Source organism: Janthinobacterium aquaticum, from assembly GCF_009208565.1.
In the GTDB taxonomy this organism is placed as follows: Bacteria; Pseudomonadota; Gammaproteobacteria; order Burkholderiales; family Burkholderiaceae_D; genus Janthinobacterium.
This window is the reverse complement of record NZ_WFLK01000006.1, coordinates 269,156-285,790: the sequence shown is the minus strand read 5'-3', so window position 1 is coordinate 285,790 and position 16,635 is coordinate 269,156. Positions and strand designations below refer to the sequence as shown.

The 16,635-nt window shown below is 61.2% G+C and carries 20 protein-coding genes; 9 read left to right on the top strand and 11 right to left on the bottom strand.

Translation table 11 applies throughout. From position 1 onward, the window contains the following. Nucleotides 1-14: 14 nt before the first annotated feature. The 6 genes from GCM43_RS12440 to GCM43_RS12415 all read left to right on the top strand — a co-directional run bounded on the left by GCM43_RS12440 (nt 15) and on the right by GCM43_RS12415 (nt 4,077). On the top strand, nt 15-914 hold the full coding sequence (locus GCM43_RS12440) for an OmpA family protein (protein WP_152244661.1): 900 nt from the start codon (nt 15-17) through the stop codon (nt 912-914). A 110-nt stretch (nt 915-1,024) separates the two neighbouring features. Next, nucleotides 1,025-1,573, top strand: coding sequence for a ferritin-like domain-containing protein (locus GCM43_RS12435; RefSeq protein ID WP_152244659.1), 549 nt, complete (start codon nt 1,025-1,027; stop codon nt 1,571-1,573). Nucleotides 1,574-1,628: 55 nt separating this feature from the next. Next, complete coding sequence (locus GCM43_RS12430) at nt 1,629-1,931, top strand: ElaB/YgaM/YqjD family protein (protein ID WP_152244657.1); 303 nt, start codon at nt 1,629-1,631, stop codon at nt 1,929-1,931. A 17-nt stretch (nt 1,932-1,948) separates the two neighbouring features. After that, nucleotides 1,949-2,335: a phage holin family protein gene (locus GCM43_RS12425; protein WP_152244655.1), complete on the top strand. Its 387-nt coding sequence runs from the start codon at nt 1,949-1,951 to the stop codon at nt 2,333-2,335. Between the two features lie 63 nt (nt 2,336-2,398). Beyond that, a complete protein-coding gene (locus GCM43_RS12420) occupies nt 2,399-2,734 on the top strand; it encodes a hypothetical protein (RefSeq protein ID WP_152244653.1) in 336 nt (111 codons plus the stop codon). 233 nt (nt 2,735-2,967) lie between these two features. Further along, complete coding sequence (locus GCM43_RS12415) at nt 2,968-4,077, top strand: patatin-like phospholipase family protein (RefSeq protein ID WP_152244723.1); 1,110 nt, start codon at nt 2,968-2,970, stop codon at nt 4,075-4,077. A gap of 45 nt (nt 4,078-4,122) precedes the next feature. Here GCM43_RS12415 and GCM43_RS12410 read toward each other — a convergent pair whose 3' ends face one another. Both GCM43_RS12410 and GCM43_RS12405 read right to left on the bottom strand, forming a co-directional pair. Next, nucleotides 4,123-4,275 carry a DUF3309 family protein gene (locus tag GCM43_RS12410; RefSeq protein ID WP_152244651.1) on the bottom strand — a complete coding sequence of 51 codons (153 nt, stop codon included), beginning with the start codon at nt 4,273-4,275 and terminating at the stop codon, nt 4,123-4,125. Between the two features lie 33 nt (nt 4,276-4,308). Next, nucleotides 4,309-4,749 (bottom strand): outer membrane lipoprotein, encoded by a 441-nt coding sequence (locus GCM43_RS12405; RefSeq protein ID WP_152244649.1) that lies wholly within the window; start codon nt 4,747-4,749, stop codon nt 4,309-4,311. 261 nt (nt 4,750-5,010) lie between these two features. Between GCM43_RS12405 and GCM43_RS12400 the strand changes: the two genes are divergently transcribed. The 3 genes from GCM43_RS12400 (at nt 5,011) to GCM43_RS12390 (ending at nt 7,287) form a co-directional block, all read left to right on the top strand. Then, complete coding sequence (locus tag GCM43_RS12400) at nt 5,011-5,574, top strand: hypothetical protein (protein WP_152244647.1); 564 nt, start codon at nt 5,011-5,013, stop codon at nt 5,572-5,574. Nucleotides 5,575-5,662: 88 nt separating this feature from the next. After that, nucleotides 5,663-5,974, top strand: coding sequence for a BON domain-containing protein (locus tag GCM43_RS12395; protein WP_152244645.1), 312 nt, complete (start codon nt 5,663-5,665; stop codon nt 5,972-5,974). Between the two features lie 74 nt (nt 5,975-6,048). Continuing rightward, a complete protein-coding gene (locus GCM43_RS12390) occupies nt 6,049-7,287 on the top strand; it encodes an AI-2E family transporter (RefSeq protein WP_226929461.1) in 1,239 nt (412 codons plus the stop codon). Nucleotides 7,288-7,441: 154 nt separating this feature from the next. Here GCM43_RS12390 and GCM43_RS12385 read toward each other — a convergent pair whose 3' ends face one another. The 9 genes from GCM43_RS12385 to GCM43_RS12345 form a co-directional block, all read right to left on the bottom strand. After that, entirely contained in the window at nt 7,442-8,389 is a 948-nt protein-coding gene (locus GCM43_RS12385; RefSeq protein ID WP_152244643.1) for a YihY/virulence factor BrkB family protein, read from the bottom strand. A gap of 74 nt (nt 8,390-8,463) precedes the next feature. Then, nucleotides 8,464-9,495: an OmpA family protein gene (locus GCM43_RS12380; protein ID WP_152244641.1), complete on the bottom strand. Its 1,032-nt coding sequence runs from the start codon at nt 9,493-9,495 to the stop codon at nt 8,464-8,466. 404 nt (nt 9,496-9,899) lie between these two features. Further along, complete coding sequence (locus tag GCM43_RS12375) at nt 9,900-10,142, bottom strand: hypothetical protein (protein WP_152244639.1); 243 nt, start codon at nt 10,140-10,142, stop codon at nt 9,900-9,902. A gap of 77 nt (nt 10,143-10,219) precedes the next feature. Then, the gene (locus GCM43_RS12370; RefSeq protein WP_152244637.1) at nt 10,220-10,597 is read right to left on the bottom strand and encodes a hypothetical protein; all 378 of its coding nucleotides are present in this window, start codon (nt 10,595-10,597) and stop codon (nt 10,220-10,222) included. A 103-nt stretch (nt 10,598-10,700) separates the two neighbouring features. Continuing rightward, nucleotides 10,701-12,047: a sigma-54-dependent transcriptional regulator gene (locus tag GCM43_RS12365; protein WP_152244635.1), complete on the bottom strand. Its 1,347-nt coding sequence runs from the start codon at nt 12,045-12,047 to the stop codon at nt 10,701-10,703. Between the two features lie 15 nt (nt 12,048-12,062). Then, nucleotides 12,063-13,955, bottom strand: a complete 1,893-nt coding sequence (locus GCM43_RS12360) for a sensor histidine kinase (protein WP_152244633.1) — start codon at nt 13,953-13,955, stop codon at nt 12,063-12,065. A gap of 8 nt (nt 13,956-13,963) precedes the next feature. Further along, nucleotides 13,964-14,755: an ABC transporter ATP-binding protein gene (locus tag GCM43_RS12355; protein WP_152244631.1), complete on the bottom strand. Its 792-nt coding sequence runs from the start codon at nt 14,753-14,755 to the stop codon at nt 13,964-13,966. Nucleotides 14,756-14,764: 9 nt separating this feature from the next. Further along, nucleotides 14,765-15,574, bottom strand: a complete 810-nt coding sequence (locus tag GCM43_RS12350) for an ABC transporter permease (protein ID WP_413770952.1) — start codon at nt 15,572-15,574, stop codon at nt 14,765-14,767. Nucleotides 15,575-15,602: 28 nt separating this feature from the next. Continuing rightward, complete coding sequence (locus tag GCM43_RS12345; protein WP_152244627.1) at nt 15,603-16,619, bottom strand: ABC transporter substrate-binding protein; 1,017 nt, start codon at nt 16,617-16,619, stop codon at nt 15,603-15,605. Nucleotides 16,620-16,635: the final 16 nt, after the last annotated feature.

The window sequence follows — 16,635 nt, the reverse complement described above, 5'->3', positions numbered from 1 at the left end:
AGGAAACCACGATCATGAAAAAATCGACCTACACCACCGTGCCTGGCCTGCTGGCCATGGCTGCCCTGGTTGCTGCCTGCAGCTCCGCTCCGACCACCACCAGCCTGCTCGACCAGACCCGCGGCGACTACATGGCGGCCCAATCGAATCCGATGGTGTCGACCTACGCCGCGCGTGAATGGCGCGAAGCGAGCAGCGCGCTGGCAGCCGCCAATGACGCCGCCACGCGCCAGGAGCCAAGCGAGCAAGTTGACAAGCTGGCCTATCTGGCCAAGCAGAAAATCGCCACCGCCCAGGAAGTAGCGAAACAAAAAGCAGCTGAAGCTGACGTGGCCAACGCCGGCAAGCAGCGCGACCAGCTGCGCCTGGACGCCCGTACCCAGGAAGCGAACCAGGCGATCGCCCGCGCCCAGGCAGCCCAGGCTGACGCCGAGGCCGCCAAGGCACAGGCGCAAAGCGCTGAAATGGCCACCCGCGATGCGCAGGCCCGCGCTGCGGCGCTGGAAGTACAGCTGGCCGATCTGGCCGCCAAGAAAACCGAGCGCGGCATGGTCATTACGCTGGGCGACGTGCTGTTTGGCACCGACAAGTCGGACCTCACGGCCAACGGCATGAGTACCGCGCGCAGGCTGGCCGAGGTGCTGAAAAACAATCCGCAGCGCACTGTGCTGATCGAAGGCTTTACCGACAGCACCGGCAGCGCTTCGCACAACCTGGATCTGTCGCAGCGCCGCGCCGAGTCGGTGCGCAATGCGCTGCTCGAGCAGGGCATTGCACGTGACCGCATCGCCACCCACGGCTATGGCGTCGCCTATCCGGCCGCCAGCAACGATACCGCGTCGAACCGCCAACTGAACCGCCGTGTCGAGATCGTGCTGTCGGAAGACAATACGGCCATTCCGGCACGCCGCTAAGCCATCACCGTTGAAACGGCGGGTGCCAATTTTCAAGGCGCCTGCCACACCAGGCAGCGCCGGCTGCAGCACAGGCCGGCGGATACCCAAGCAAGCAAAGAGAGGAAATCATGTCCGATACATCAGTTGCCAACCCATCGCAGGTTCCATCGGGAATCGATACGGCCGCCATCCGTGAAGCAGCCCGCAATCTTGACGACGGCGCCGTCACCGCCGGCTACAAGGGCAACCGCGAAGAAGTCATCCGCATGCTCAACAATGCACTGGCAACCGAGCTGGTCTGCATCGCGCGCTACAAGCGCCATTACTATACCGTCAGCGGACGCGACAACGGCACCATCAAGGCCGAATTCCTCGAACACGCCGAACAGGAACAGGAACACGCCGACTGGCTGGCCGAACGCATCGTTCAATTGAACGGCGCACCAGATTTTAATCCGGCAACATTGCTTGAGCGCAGTCATGCCGAGTATGATGACTCCGACGATGTGCAAAGCATGGTGCGGGCCAACCTGATCGCCGAGCGTGTGGCGATCGAGTCGTACCGCCAGATGATCGAAAAGATCGGCGACAGTGACCCGACCACGCGTCATTTGCTGATCAAGATCATGGCCGTCGAAGAAGAGCACGCCGACGACATGCGCGATCTGATGGAATAAGCATCCGTCACCAGCCGTCAACCATTACATTCATCCACAGCTAAGGAGCCATACCATGTTGGAAAACAGCATTACTACCGTCAACAACGACGTTAAAACCCTGGTCAAGGATGCCCAGGCCCTGTTCAGCGCTGCCGCTGCACTGACCGGCGAAAAAGCTGACGAAGTGCGCGTCAAGGGCATGAAAACCCTGGACGCGGCGCTGGTCAAGGCCCAGGAAGCGCAAGCCACGGCCATCGTTGCCACCAAGCAGATGGCTGCCCAGGCTGACGGCTACGTCAAGGAAAATCCATGGCGCACCGTGGCCGTGGCTGCCGGTGTCGGCGTGCTGGTCGGCTTTATCCTGGGCCGCAAGTAATCCGGGCCGGGAGCGATATGGACAAGTCTGCTTCGTCTCACCAGGGCCCTGGCCTGATCGCCTCGATCGCCGGCCTGGCCAAAAACGCGGTCGGGCTGGTACTGTCGCGGCTGGAACTGGCCAGCATTGAGCTGTCGGAGGTGCGCAATCACCTGGTGCAGCTGGTGGTCATGTTCGCGCTGGCGATGGTGGCAGGCTTGTTTGCCATCGCTTACGCCAGCGTCACGGTAGTGTTTCTTGCCTGGGATAGCCTGGGCTGGAAGATCCTGCTGATCATGACGGGCGTGTTCGCGCTGCTGGCCCTCGGACTGGTGCTGTATGCGCGCGCAATGCTGCGTCAAGGCAAGCTTTCCTTGCCGGCCACCATGGCCGAGCTGAAGGCTGACCGCGATATGCTGATGTAAGTACAGCGAGGCTGGCGGCTTGCAGTCGCCGGCCTGGTTGCCTAGGGTTCAACGAGGAGTATCATGCCGGATCTGGATAAACTGAGCACGCAGGCGCGCAAGCAGCAACTGATTGCCGAAGGGGAGCTGTATCGCGTCAGTATCATTCACGCGCGCGCCAACGTCGGTCATGCATTGCGTCCTGAAACGCTGCTGCAGGGCGTAGTCGACACCGCCAGGGGCTTTGCCGGCCACCGTGTCGAAGCGCTGCTGGCGCCCGGCGGCGCCCACCTGCAGACCGTGATGCCGTATGTGCTGACGGCGCTGTCGTTTATCGGCCGCAAGAAGCTGGTCAAGCCGGCTTTGGTACTGGTGGCGGCCGCTGCCGGTGCTGCTGCGTGGTTCAGGCGCAAGCAGTAGAAAGGCTGTACTGCCGGGGCAGGCCCTGCTGTGCCCTGCTGCATGACCGGGGGCGGCCCTTTTTCAGGGCGCGGCCCCGGCGCCCCTGCCTTGCGCGATAAAAGCGCGGCACCCCACATTTACACATCGCCCATATCCCGTACAATGCTCCCACCGTGCCTTTGCGCACGCCAGACCCCGGAGCCATCTTGAGCAAGATCGACAAACCTGTTCATCCCCTCAATCCTGCCGGCATGCGCATCGTGCTGGTGCTGCAGGGCGGCGGCGCGCTCGGCGCCTACCAGGCCGGCGTGTTCCAGGCGCTGCACGAGCATGAACTCGCGCCCGACTGGGTGGTGGGCACCTCGATTGGCGCCATCAATGCCGCCATCCTGGCGGGAAACCGGCCACAGGATCGGCTGGTGCGCCTCAAGCAGTTCTGGCAGCGCATCGCGCACCGCGACAGCATCGACCTCAATTTTCTCAGCGACCAGCAACGGCGCTCGAACAGCTGGCTATCGACGTTTGATACCCTGCTGCGCGGCGTGCCCGGCTTTTTCAAGCCGCGCCATTTCAGCCCCTTTGCGACCGGCCTGGCCGTGCCGCCCGAAGAAGCGAGCTTCTACGATACGGCCGAACTGGCCGCCACGCTCGATGAACTGGTCGATTTCGATTATCTGAACCAGCCTGGCGCCATGCGCCTGTCGGTCAATGCGCTGCGCGTCAAATGCGGGACGCTCGCCAGTTTTGACAGTGCCCGCCAGCGCCTTGGCGAAGAACATATCCGCGCCAGTGGCGCCTTGCCGCCCGGCTTTCCCGGCGTGCGCGTCGATGGCGATCTGTACTGGGATGGTGGCCTGTATTCGAATACCCCGCTTGAAAGCGTGCTCGACGATACACCGCATGTCGACACGCTGGTCTTCATGGTCGACTTATGGAGCGCCGACGGGCCCGAGCCGACCACGCTCGACGAGGTGCAGACGCGCCAGAAGGACGTGACGTTTGCCTCGCGTTCGAAGCGCCATATCGAAGACTATGTCAGCACGCATACGCTGCAGCGCAAGCTGCGCCAGCTGTACGCAAAGCTGCCCGACGACGCGCAGAATCGCCGCGACACCGAGGAACTGGTGGCGCTCGGCTGCGACAGCACCATGCATATCGTGCGCCTGCCGTACGCGGGGCGCGACTGGCATATGGCGGCCAAGGACATCAATTTTTCACAGGGTTCGATCGAATGGCGCTGGGAGCAGGGCTACCAGGATGGCTTGCGCGCGATCAAGGCGGCCGGCTGGCTGGCGCTGGTCGCAGACGATACACCGCTGGTGGTGCATGAGCTGCCGCCCTATGAGCGCAACGCGGCGTAAGGCAGTGTTGCGCCAGATGCAAAAAAGGCGCCGTAGCGCCTTTTTTTATAACCTGCCGGTCAACAGCAGCAGGATCAGTATGACCACGATCAGGCCCGCGACGCCGCTGGGGCCGTAGCCCCAGTTGCGGCTGTGCGGCCAGGTTGGCAGCACGCCGACCAGCGCCAGGATCAGGATAATCAGAATAATGGTGCCCATGTTTTTCTCCCTGTATTAATTATCGTGGTGTGATCAGTAGCGGTACACGCGGCCGTCGATGACGCGCACGCGGTTGCCCGGATTGAGGTCGTAGATGCTGTCTTGCACCACGCTGCGGAACTGGCCGTTGTCGAGCCGCACATTGATCTGGTAGTTCTGCGCATGTTGCTGGCGGCCTTCGACCTGGTTGCCGACCACGCCACCGGCCACGGCGCCAGCCACGGTGGCGGCCGTGCGGCCGCTGCCCGAGCCGATGGTATTGCCCAGCAGGGCGCCGGCAATCCCGCCCACCACGGCGCCTGCGCCGCTGGTCTGGCTTGCGCCTTGTACTGCTTGGATCGAGTCGATGGTGCCGTAGCTGGCCGATTCAGGTTGCGAATAGCCGTAGTTTTGCGATGGACTGGTATTGGCGCAGCCGCTCAAGACGGCGGTGGCAGCAAGCATCAGTGCGGCCAAGGTGGCATTGCTTTTCATTTTATTCTCCTGACGGGGTGAAGTTGTGAGGCCATCTTAGGCAGCGGCGCCAAACCGGTCTGTACGCTGCCGCACGCACTTATTTATTGCCTGGCTTCCATAACAACAGCGAACTTTGTTGTTATTTGCCCTATCGATCAGGACGTCGGTGGTTTTGCTTCGCTTGTGTACGGCAGCGTACAGAAGCGAGGGGGTGAAGCGCGGGACACTGTAGTCATGCCAGCAACACGGGCAAGCTTAATGACCAACAGGGAGCTGCATATGAAAAAGAACAACCAGATCAAGATCATCGCCAGCGTAGTAATGGCCATGGCCGGCGCCGCGTTTGCCGGCCAGGCCGGTGCTGCCACCGCCGAAGCAAAAGCCGCCTACAAGACCGCCAAGGACCAGGCAGCCGTTAACTACAAGGCATCGCATGCCGAATGCGAAAAAATTACCGGCAATCCGAAAGACGTCTGCGTCGCCGAAGCCAAAGCCGTGCGTACCTACGACGAAGCAGTCGCCCAGGCACAGTACGACAACACGCTGAAAGCCTACACCAAGGCGCGGGAAAAAATTGCCGATGCCAACTACGACGTCGACAAGACCCGCTGCGACGCATTGACCGGCAACGACAAGGATGTGTGCGTCAAGCTGGCCAAGTCGACCAAAGTTGCTGCAATGGCTGACGCCAAGGCCGACAAGAAAGTGATCGAAGCGCGCAGCGATGCACGCGAAGAAAAGCGCAAGGCCGAGTACAAGGTCGCTACTGAAAAGTGCGATGCACTGGCAGGTGCAGCCAAGGATGAATGCACAAAGGCTGCAAAAAACCAGTTTGGCTACTGAACACCGGCGCCCCCGGTGTCTGGCGGGCAAGCTGTAAAAAGAAGCTCATTGTGAGCATATTTGATTGACCTCTCCTAAGGAAAATACCATGAAATTCACCAAATCTATCGCTACTGGCCTGTTCGTTGCTTCCCTGTTCGCTGTCGCTGGCTGCGCCTCGACCCCAACCAAAGAAGGCACCGGCGAATACGTCGATGACGCACTGGTCACCACCAAAGTCAAAGCCAGCATCATCAACGAGCCTACCCTGAAAGCCACCGAAATCAACGTGGAAACCTTCAAGGGCGTGGTACAGCTGAGCGGCTTCGTGGCCCAGCCAGGTGACGCTGCCAAAGCAGGCGAAATCGCACGTGGCGTCAAAGGCGTGAAATCGGTTAAAAACGATATCCGCGTCAAATAATTGAGCGCATGTTAGCTACCGGGCCCGCTATCAGGCGGGCCTGGTGGTCATAGACCGACCGTCGCGGGAGCCACATGAGTCAGCAGCCAGCCGATGTTTCACCGGAGTCGGCCGTGGCCGGCCCGTCTCCAGAATCACCATCCACACCTTCCACGCCTCACCAGTCCGAACCTGCAGAGCCTGCTGCGCGCACTGCGCAAGAAACGCTTGATCCTGCGCTCCGGCTGCCGCTGCATGTCAATGCGCGTGGCCTCGCACTGGGCATTATCGCCACTGTCAGCTTTGTCTATGCGCTGCAATGGGCGCAAAAATTCCTGATTCCCGTTATCTTCGGCATCTTTATTGCCTATACGCTTAACCCGGTCGTGGCCTGGCTGGAAAAGCTGCGCCTGCCGCGTTCTATCGGCGCCACGCTGGTGACCGGTCTTATCCTGTTCGGCTCGATTGCCGTGATCGAGCGCGTGCAGGGCGAATTCGAATCCATCGTCGAGGAGCTGCCAGCGGCCACGCACAAGCTGTCGCGCCTGATCGCGGCCAGCACCGGCGGCAAGGAAAGCACCTTCCAGAAGATGCGCGCGGTAGCCAACGAGATCGAGCAGGTGGCGGCCGGCGCCGAAGCGCGCCGCAACGTGCGCCGCGCCGCTGCTGCGGCAGAAGGTCCCAATTTCAAGGTGATGGACTGGGTCTGGGCAGGTTCGCTGGGCCTGGTCGGCTTTGTCAGCCAGGCTACCATGGTGATCTTCCTGGTGTATTTTCTGCTGCTGTCGGGTGACACGTTCAAGCGCAAGCTGGTCAAGCTGACCGGGCCATCGCTCAGTCGCAAGAAGGTGACCGTGCATATTCTGGAAGACATCAATATCTCGATCCAGCACTATATGTTCATGCTGCTGGTGACCAACGTGCTGCTGGCGCTGCTGATGTGGATAGCGCTGCACCTGATCGGCCTGGAAAACGCCGGCGCCTGGGCCATCGTGGCCGGGCTGCTGCATATCATGCCGTATTTCGGCCCGCTGCTGATCACCATCGCCACCGGTCTGGTCGCCTTTTTGCAGTTCGAGTCGCTGGAAATGGTGCTGCTGGTGACGGCCACCTCGATGGGCATTGCCACCCTGGTCGGCACCTTTGTCACCACCTGGATGACCGGCCGCATCGCCCGCATGAACCCGACCGCAGTATTCATCAGCCTGCTGTTCTGGGGCTGGCTGTGGGGCGTATGGGGTTTGCTGTTGGGCGTGCCCATCATTGTCATCGTCAAGGTGGTGGCCGAGCGGGTGCAGGGGATGGAGGTGGTGGCGGAGTTGCTAGGGGAGTAGCGTTCTGGCTCGATAAGCCCACTAGCAAAGGTGGCAGCACTCCAGGCATCGGCACAGGAGTGCCGGGCCAAGCTCGCGTCTCTGGCCCGCCGTTTTTCGATTTGCGACTTTCAATGCCTGAAAAACTTAAATTACCCCAACATTTTTAACCCATCTATGATTGATGCCGCTTCAATATCTTGTGCACCACATCACCATCTTCGGTTTTTTCCAGATGCTGCATACTGCCCATCTGCAGTGTGAACTGGCGCGTGAATTCGGCGCCGAGGAAGAATATCTGGGCCGAGTAGTACACCCACAGCAGCAGCGCCACCAGCGAGCCGGCGGCGCCAAAGCTGCTGGCTACGCCGCTGTTGCCGATATAGACGCCAATTGCATATTTTCCCAACGCAAACATGAACGCCGTGCCCAGCGCACCGATGCTGACGTCGCGCCATGACAGGCGCACGCGTGGCAGCATTTTGTAGATCACGGCGAACAGGCAGGCGATCACGGCAAAACTGATCAGGTTGGAGAGGATGGAAAACAGCACGGCGGCGTCTTTCCAGTGGCCTTCCCAGTAATTTTCCATAATGGCCATGGCCGCGCTGATCACCAGCGACACCATCAGCAGGAAGGCCAGCACCAGCACCAGCCCGAATGACAACAGGCGCGTGCGCAGCATATCCCATGCGCCGGACTCCTTGAGCGCCGGCACTTGCCAGATCTCGTCGAGACTGGCCTTCAGTTCGGCAAATACGCTGGTGGCGCCGAACAGCAGCAGGGCGCCGGCAATCAGGGTGGCGATGCGGCCCTGTTCGTGGTTCTGGGCGCCGGCCAGCACCAGCTGGATGGCTTCGGCGCCTTGCGTGCCCAGCAGGTCCTGCAGCTGGGCCATCAGTTCGCCGCGCGCGGCGGCCTGGCCATAGAAAAAACCGGCGATGGCAATCACCAGCACCAGAATCGGGGCGACCGAAAACAGGGTGTAGTAGGCGAGGGCGGCGCCCTTGCTGGACGCGCGGTGCTCGAGCCATTCAGTGACGGAACAGACGATCACCTTGCGCATCTGCTTGGCAAACGGCAGCAGGTTGCCCAGGCGAGGATAGCGGGTCAATAGTGTCATAAAGTGGCTTTCAATGAAAAAAAGGGGCCAGGGCCCCTTTTTTTTGTCCAGTGGCGTACCACCAGGTTTGTTGCTTAGCGTACGCGGCGCTCGATGGTGATCTGCTCGACTTCAACGCGACGGTTAGGTTCCAGGCACTTGATCAGGTCAGCACGTTTCTTGTTGTCGCAGGTAACGACCGGGTTGGTCGAACCCTTGCCTTCGGCCGTCAGGCGGCTGGCGGCAACGCCGTTGGCAACCAGATATTGCTTGACAGCGTCAGCACGTTCTTGCGACAGCTTCAGATTGTACTTGGCCGAACCGATGCGGTCAGCATAGCCGCTGATGACGACGTTGTTGACGTCCGGTGCAGCGTTCAGCACGCGTGCCACTTCGTCCAGCTTGGTCTGGGTTGCGCCCAGTTTTGCGCTGTCAAAGGCGAACAGTTCGGTTGCCGACATCGTGACTTTTTCAAAGCGTGGTGCTGGTGGCGGCGGTGGTGGTGGTGGAACCACGACAACTTCTTCACGCACTGGCGGCGGTGGTGGAGCTGGTTGTACTGCGACTGGCGGCTTGTCGAAAGCATAGTTCAGGCCAACGTTGACCATCCAGTTGCTCGATTTGCTTTGGTCGAAGGTGTTACCGCGCAGGAAGCCGTGTACGTTGCGCACATCAACCTGAGTCGACCATTGGTCGGTGATTTTGCTCTGGAAGCCCAGACCCAGGTTGACGTATGGGGAGCTCTTGCTGCGTTCGCCCTGGATTGGGTTGGTATCCTTGTCGCGCTGCATGCCGGCGCCCATCACCACGAACGGGCTGAAGCCAGGGTTACGGTTGAACATGTACAGGCCATCAACGCCCAGCGTGTTTTGCTGGTAGCGGGTGCCGTTGTCGCCTTTCGAGCGAGCGTAGGTGGTGCCGAACTGAACGTCCCAGTTTGGCGACACTGGCTTACCGAAACGCAGGCCCGCGCCGTAGCCGGTTTTGTCGGTAGAGAAATCCGAATCTGGCTTCATTGCATTGATGCTAGGTTGAATGTACCAGGATGGGTTGATTTCCTGGGCCTGTGCTGCAAAAGAGGAGCACAGAACTGCGGCGGCGACGGCGATTTTCTTAATATTATTCACAAGTAACTCCCAACGTTAATAAGAGATTTTCTCTACAGCGACAAAAACATATTTCGGCAACATGCGCATGTCTGCGATAAATGCACTGCTGTTGGACTGAAGATTACGGTGCCTGGTTCATCCAGTCAGTGCGCTAGCGCACAAAGCATTGTGACATATCAATTGTGTTGCATTGAAACGACAATATTTGTACAAACAGCACAACATTTGTTCTGACATCTTTGCATCGATGACCAGAGGTATATTAGCAACAATAGCGGGCTTGGCAACTTATACATGGGTGTTAGAGCGTGCGTGCCAGTCCTGCTGACTGGCCGCATCACGGCTTTCCAGTTAGAAGTTACTGGTGTCTTTGCGCTGTGCTCGTTACAGGATGATGTGGTGGGTGCGGGGCGCGCCGGGCCTTATGACCGTTTGGCGATGCGCTTGTCAGCGAGGTGGGGCGCCATCCACAAGACCAGCAGCCAGCCGGCAAATGACAGGCTGCGATAGATCGCTGCCCAGCTCAACATCATCAGCACGAACGCTGCAATATTGTCGAGAGGGTAGAGCTGCAGACCTGCCGCGCGTATCAGGAAGATGTTCAGAAAGCTGGTGAAAAAGCAGATGATTGCTACAAACCACAATTTTTGCTCGATCGGATACATGGCAGCCTCGAAGATGGTGATTCTTCGATAGTACTACAGCCTTGCCAGACCGGAAAAGCCGGGCAAGGCAAGGCAACTTACTGCATGGTTGCCGGGGTCGTTGGCGGCACTTGCGGCATAGGCGGCAACGGCTGTAATGGCACGCTCGGGTGCGCCGGGCGCTCCGACGGCGGTTGCACGTCGGTGTTGCCCGGCGGCGCTTTCGGGCTGGCATGGCGTTGCTGCTGCTTGTGGTGTTTTTCCGTCACTGCTTTGCGGTTCTGTTCTTTTGGCAGCGGGCGGATGGTCTTGCCCTTGCTGTCGACCTTGTCGGCATGGTCGGTCTGCTGGCCCGGATCGCGCTGGTTATTGACGTGGTTGCCGGTCTGGTTGACATTGGTGGTTGACTGGGCCTGGACCCAGGCGCCACCGACGGTCATCAGCATGGCGGAAAGCAAAAGGGCGGCAGATTTCATGGTGTGCTCCTGTAAGTGCATGATCGATGCCGCATTCTGGCATGGCGCCAGACGCCTGTGAGTAGGAGTACACCTCATGATTTTGTGAGGATATTGCCGGTCGTTATCGGAATTGTTCGGTCGAGATATCGAAGCGCTTGAGCTTGTCGTACAGAGTTTTTTTCGGAATATTGAGGCTGCCGGCGGCGTCGATCACGTTGCCGCCATGGCGGCGCAGCGCTTCTTCGATAATCGAAATTTCAAACGCATCGACCTGCTCGGCCAGCGACGCTGCGCGGCAGTTGGCCGGGTTCAGGCTGTCGTCGAGCAGGCCCAGCACGAAGCGGTCGGCCACATTGTGCAGCTCGCGCACATTGCCGGACCAGCGCTGCGCCATCAGCGAGGCCAGCAGTTCGGCGCTGACCAGCGGCGCCGGCTGGCCGTAGCGCACGGCAGCTTGCAGCACAAAATATTCGAACAGCAGCGGGATGTCTTCGCGCCGGTTGCGCAGGGCCGGCAGGGCCAGGCTGGCCACGTTGAGGCGATAGTACAGGTCGGCGCGAAACCGGCCCTGTTCGGCTAGCACATTGAGGTCGTCCTTGGCGGCGGCGATCACGCGAAAGTTGACCGAGATCAGCTTGTTCGATCCCAGCCGTTCCACCTGGCGCTCCTGCAGCACGCGCAGCAGCTTGACCTGCAGCGCCAGCGGCATGCTTTCTATTTCATCGAGAAACAGGGTGCCGCCGTTGGCATACTCGATCTTGCCGATGCGCTGGCGCTGCGCGCCGGTAAACGCGCCTTCCTCGTGGCCGAACAGTTCCGATTCAAAGATCGCTTCGGGCAGGGCGCCGCAGTTAATCGCCACGAACGGGTGCTCGCGCCGCTCGCTGAAGTCGTGCAGGCAGCGCGCGATCAGCTCCTTGCCGGTACCCGTTTCGCCGAGGATGATCACGTCGGCCGACTTGGGCGCCAGGTTCAGCACCAGATGGCGCACTTTGGCCATGGCTGCGCTGCGCCCGACGATGCGCGCTTCGATGCCGACGCGCTGTTCGAGCTGGCGCCGCAATGCCAGGTTTTCCAGCACCAGTCGGCGCTTGTCGAGCGCGCGCCGGCACACTTCCACCAGCAGGTCGGCCGAGAACGGCTTTTCAATAAAATCGTAGGCGCCGCGGCGCATGGCGCCCACTGCCATCGACACATCGCCATGGCCCGTGACCAGGATCACCGGCAGGCTGGCGTCCTGCGCCACGGCGCGGTCGAGCAGTTGCAGGCCGTCGATGCCGGGCAGGCGGATATCGCTGACCAGTACGCCGGCAAACTCGGGCACCAGCAGCGGCAGCGCCTCTTCGGCGCTGGCGCAGGCGGTGACGGCCAGTCCGGCCAGCTCCAGCGACTGCCGCGCGCCCTTGCGCACCACGGCGTCGTCCTCGACCAGCAGTACTTGCAGGCCGTCAAAAGTGTTTTCCTGCATGGTTGTTGTCGTCCTCTATTCGTCCCTGCCTTTATGATGGTCGTGGCAGGTGAGCGTGATTGTAAACTGTGCGCCGCCGCCTTCGGCAGTCGAACGGTTGCGCGCGGCCAGCGAACCGCCGGCGGCGCGCACGATGCCCGCGCTGATCGACAGGCCCAGCCCCAATCCTTCTTCGCGGGTGGTGTAGAACGGATCGAAAATGCGCTCGAGCGCCGTGGTGGGAATGCCGGGGCCGTTGTCGGTCACGGTAATGTATGCCTGCCCGGCCTGCGCGCCATCGCGCCGCACCGCCAGCCACAGTTGCACTTCTTTTTCAGCCGGCACCGCCTCCATGGCGTTGCCGATCAGGTTGGACAATACCTGCTCCAGGCCGATGGCGCTGCACAGCACCACCAGTTCTTCCTGCGGCCATTGTTCATGCAACTGCAGCCGCTGCGCGCCCGGACGCGTGCGGATCTGCAGCATGGTGTGGGCAAATGCCTGGCGCACGCTGACCGGCTTGCGCGCATCGTCGCCGCGCCGCGCAAAGCCTTTCAATTGCGAGGTGACATAGCCGAGTCGCGTGACCAGGGCGGAAATCGTCGTCAGGTTGTCGAGCGCGTCGTCGATGCGCCCGCGTTCCAGCAGCACCCTGGCATTGTCGGAAAACGTCTGCAGCGCCGCCAGCGGCTGGTTCAGTTCATGCGTGACGCCGGCCGCCATCTGGCCGATGGCGGCCAGCTTGCCGCTTTGCACCAGCTCGGCCTGGGCGTAACGCAGCGTCTGTTCGGCCCGTTCGCGTTCGGCCACTTCGGCCTGCAGGCGCACATTGGCGTGCAGCAGGTCGGCCGTACGCTGATCCACCTTCAATTCCAGCTGTTCATAGGCGCGCGCCAGCGTCTGCTGCGCGTGCTGGCGTTCGTCGAGGCGGCGCCGGCGCTGGCGCGCGTACATCAGCGCCAGCATCAGCAGTGCCCAGGCCAGTGCTGCGCCAACGGCGCCACTACGCGCCGCCTCTACCACCTGGTCCAGTTCGGCCAGCACCGTGATCTGCCAGTGCAAGGGCCCGAGCGTGCGGTTGACGGCCAGGTAGTCGCCGCTGCCCGGCAGCGCGGCCGCCTCGCTGCTTGGCGGACGTTCCAGCGTCATCACGCTGGCGCCGTCGGCAAAGCGGCGCTGTAGGCGGTGCGGCAGGATTGGCAGGTTTTCTTGCAGGAACTGGCGCTGCTCGCTGATATCGCGCTTGGCGGCGCTGCCCAGCGCACCGAGCGTCCTGAACTTGAAGGCCGGCGTGGTGGCCAGGATAATCACGCCGTTGGCGTCCTTGAGCCAGATCTGCTCGCTGGCGCTGGGCGAGCGCCACGACTGTTCAATCCAGTCCAGGTTGACCTTGGCCGCCACGATGCCGATGACCTTGCCGTTGCGCAGCACCGGCTGCGAAATAAAATAGCCGGCCTCGAAGGTCGAGGCGCCGATGCCGTAGAAGCGGCCGATGCCGCCGGCGATGGCCTGCTTGAAATACGGCCGGAAGCCGTAATTGACGCCCACGTACGAGCTGCGGTCCTGCCAGTTGCTCGACGCCAGCGTGGTGCCCTGGCTGTCGAGCACGTAGACGGCGAAGGCGCCGGCGCGCCGGTTGATGTCGACCAGGTAGGCGTTGATCTGCGCCACCCTGGCGGCGTCGGGATGCTCGAGCAGCTGCGCCACCGCCTCGCTTTGCGCCACCGCCAGCGGCAGGAATTCGTATTTGTTGAGCGCGCCGCCGATCGACGCCGCATACAGCTCGGCGCGCGAATCGAGCGTACGGTGCAGCTCGTCGAGCTGGCGCTGCCAGACCCAGGCGTACGATGCCCAGGCCAGCAGCGCCAGCGACGCCACCGCCAGCAGAACCGGCAGTAGCGGCCCGGAAGGGCGCTTGCGCAGCAGCATGCAGCGCGTCAGTCGGCAGTGCTGGCCATGGTTTCGGCATGATGATGACGCTGCTGCTCTTCCATCACCATTTCCCCCAGCATGCGTTTCAGGCGGTTGAACTCGGGGTCGCTCGGGTCGCGTGGGCGTGGCAGTTCGATGGCCACATCGCGCTTGATGGTACCGGGGCGGTAGGTCATCACGATGGTGCGGTCGGCCAGATAGATCGATTCCTCGATCGAGTGAGTGACAAACACGATGGTGGTGCCGAAGACTTTCCAGATTTTCAGCAACTCGTCCTGCAGGTTGCGCCGGGTCAGCGCGTCGAGCGCACCGAAAGGCTCGTCCATCAGCATGATCGGTGAATCGAGCGCGAGCACGCGGGCGATTGCCACGCGCTGGCGCATGCCGCCCGACAGGTCTTTCGGATAACGCGCGCGAAACTCGGACAGGCCCAGCATCTTGAGCAGCATATCGACCCGTTCCCTGATTTCAGCCGGGCTCTTGCCGGCGATCTCCAGGCCGAAAGCGATATTGCTTTCAATCGTCATCCATGGAAACAGCGCGTACTCCTGGAACACCATGCCGCGGTCTGGTCCCGGCGCGGTAATCAGTTTGCCGCCGGCCGTGATCTGGCCCGAAGTGGGGTGGGAAAAGCCGGCAATCGCATTGAGCAGGGTCGATTTGCCGCAGCCTGACGGTCCCAGCAGGCAGATGAATTCGCCGCTGGCGATATCGAGGTTGATATCTTTCAGGGCAACGACTTCATTGCCGCCGGTGGCAAAGATTTTATTGACGGCATTGATATTGATGGTGGTCATGGCGTTCTCTCAGTGTTCCAGGCCGCGATGCCACTGCAGCAGATGGTTGTTCAGGGCATTCATGGCGATATCGATGGCCAGGCCGAACAGGCCGATGGTAAACATACCGGCGATAATTTTGTCGGACCAGAAGTATTCGCGCGCTTCCAGGATGCGGAAACCCAGGCCGCTGTTGACGGCGATCATCTCGGCCACGATCACCACGATAAACGCGGTGCCCATGCCGATGCGCGCACCGGCCAGAATATACGGCGTGGCCGCCGGCAGGATGACGCGGCGGAACATGGTCATCTGGCTGGCGCCCAGGTTGCGCGCGGCGCGGATGTAGATGCCGTCGACCTGGCGCACGCCGGCAATCGTGTTCATCAGCACCGGGAAGAACGAGCCGATGCTGATCAGGAAGAAGGCCGGCGGATTGCCCAGGCCAAACCACAGGATCGCCAGCGGAATATAGGCAATCGGCGGAATCGGGCGCAGCACCTGCACCAGCGGGTCGAACAGCTTGTAGATGGTCTGGTTGGTGCCCATCAGCAGGCCCAGCGGCAGGGCCAGGCCGGCGCCGATGGCAAAGCCGCCCAGCACGCGCGACAGGCTGGCCCAGGCGTCATGCGGCAATTCGCCCGAGAACATCCAGGCCAGGTAGCTGCCTGAGCCCGGCGTATAGGCTTCGAGCGGCATCAGATACTCATACCATTTGACCACCACCGCCACCGGCGAAGGCAGGATTTGCGGATTGATCCAGCCGAAGGAGGACAGCGCCTGCCACAGCAGCAGCACGGCCACCGGCACGATGGCGCCGTGGGCGAAGCGTTTCATCATCTGTACATTCATCGTCAGGCTTTCGAAGTTAGCGGGGTGTGTAGGACTTCTTGGCTTTTTCCAGCAGATCGAGCTTGACCCAGTCTTTGGCTGCTGGCGCTTTGGTCATGCGGCCCACGCCGAACTTGATCATGTAGTCGGTGGTCAGTTGCACATGGCTGACGCTGATGTCTTCGGTGAAGATGGCGTTGTCGATCGCATCGCGGTAGTCTTCGGACGTGATCTGGTTCTTGAACATCGACTCACGCACATATTTTTCAGCCAGCTTCGGGTCCGCCAGGAACTGACGCGTGGCCGCCACGAAGCAGTCCATGAAACGCTGCGCCACGGCCGGCTTTTCCCTGTACATTTTTTCCGACATGACCAGAGCGCGCACCGGTTCGCCCAGCGGCGTGTCGTAAGGCTTCAGAATGGCCGAGCCGTATTTTTTGTGGATCGCCTGGGTCGAGTACGGCTCGGACTGGCTCATGGCGTCGATATCGCGCGTCAGCAGCGCCTGGTTCAGGTCGGGGTAGCCCATGTACAGGATCTGCACATCCTTGCCCGGTTTGTCCGACCAGGTGAGTCCCACCTTGGACAGTTCGGCAAACAGCAGGATTTCCTGCGGGCCGCCGCGCGTGACGCCGACTTTCTTGCCTTTCAGGTCGGCAATGGTCTTCAGATTGAGGTCGGGCCGGCCGACGATCTGCACGCCGCCTTTGGCGAAGCCGCCCACCAGGTAGACCGGCAAACCGCTGGCGCGACCGGTAATGGCCGCTTCCAGTGCGCTGGCCGAGACGTCCATTTCACCGGCGATCATGGCCGGTACGATATCGAGGCCCTTGGCGAAGATGCGCTCTTCGATTTTCAAATCGTATTTGGGCGCGATTTCCTTCATGTAGGCGACTGCGCCATAGTGGGCGAACTTCAGGTTGCCAAGGCGCACCACATCGGCGGCCTGCGCGGCAAGCGGCCATTGCGCCGCGAACGCCACGACAACAGCCAGCGCCCTGGCGTTGAACAAGGACGAAACAAAGGACGTGCTACGGGTGAAAGTACGGGCCATGCTGTGTCTCCAATCG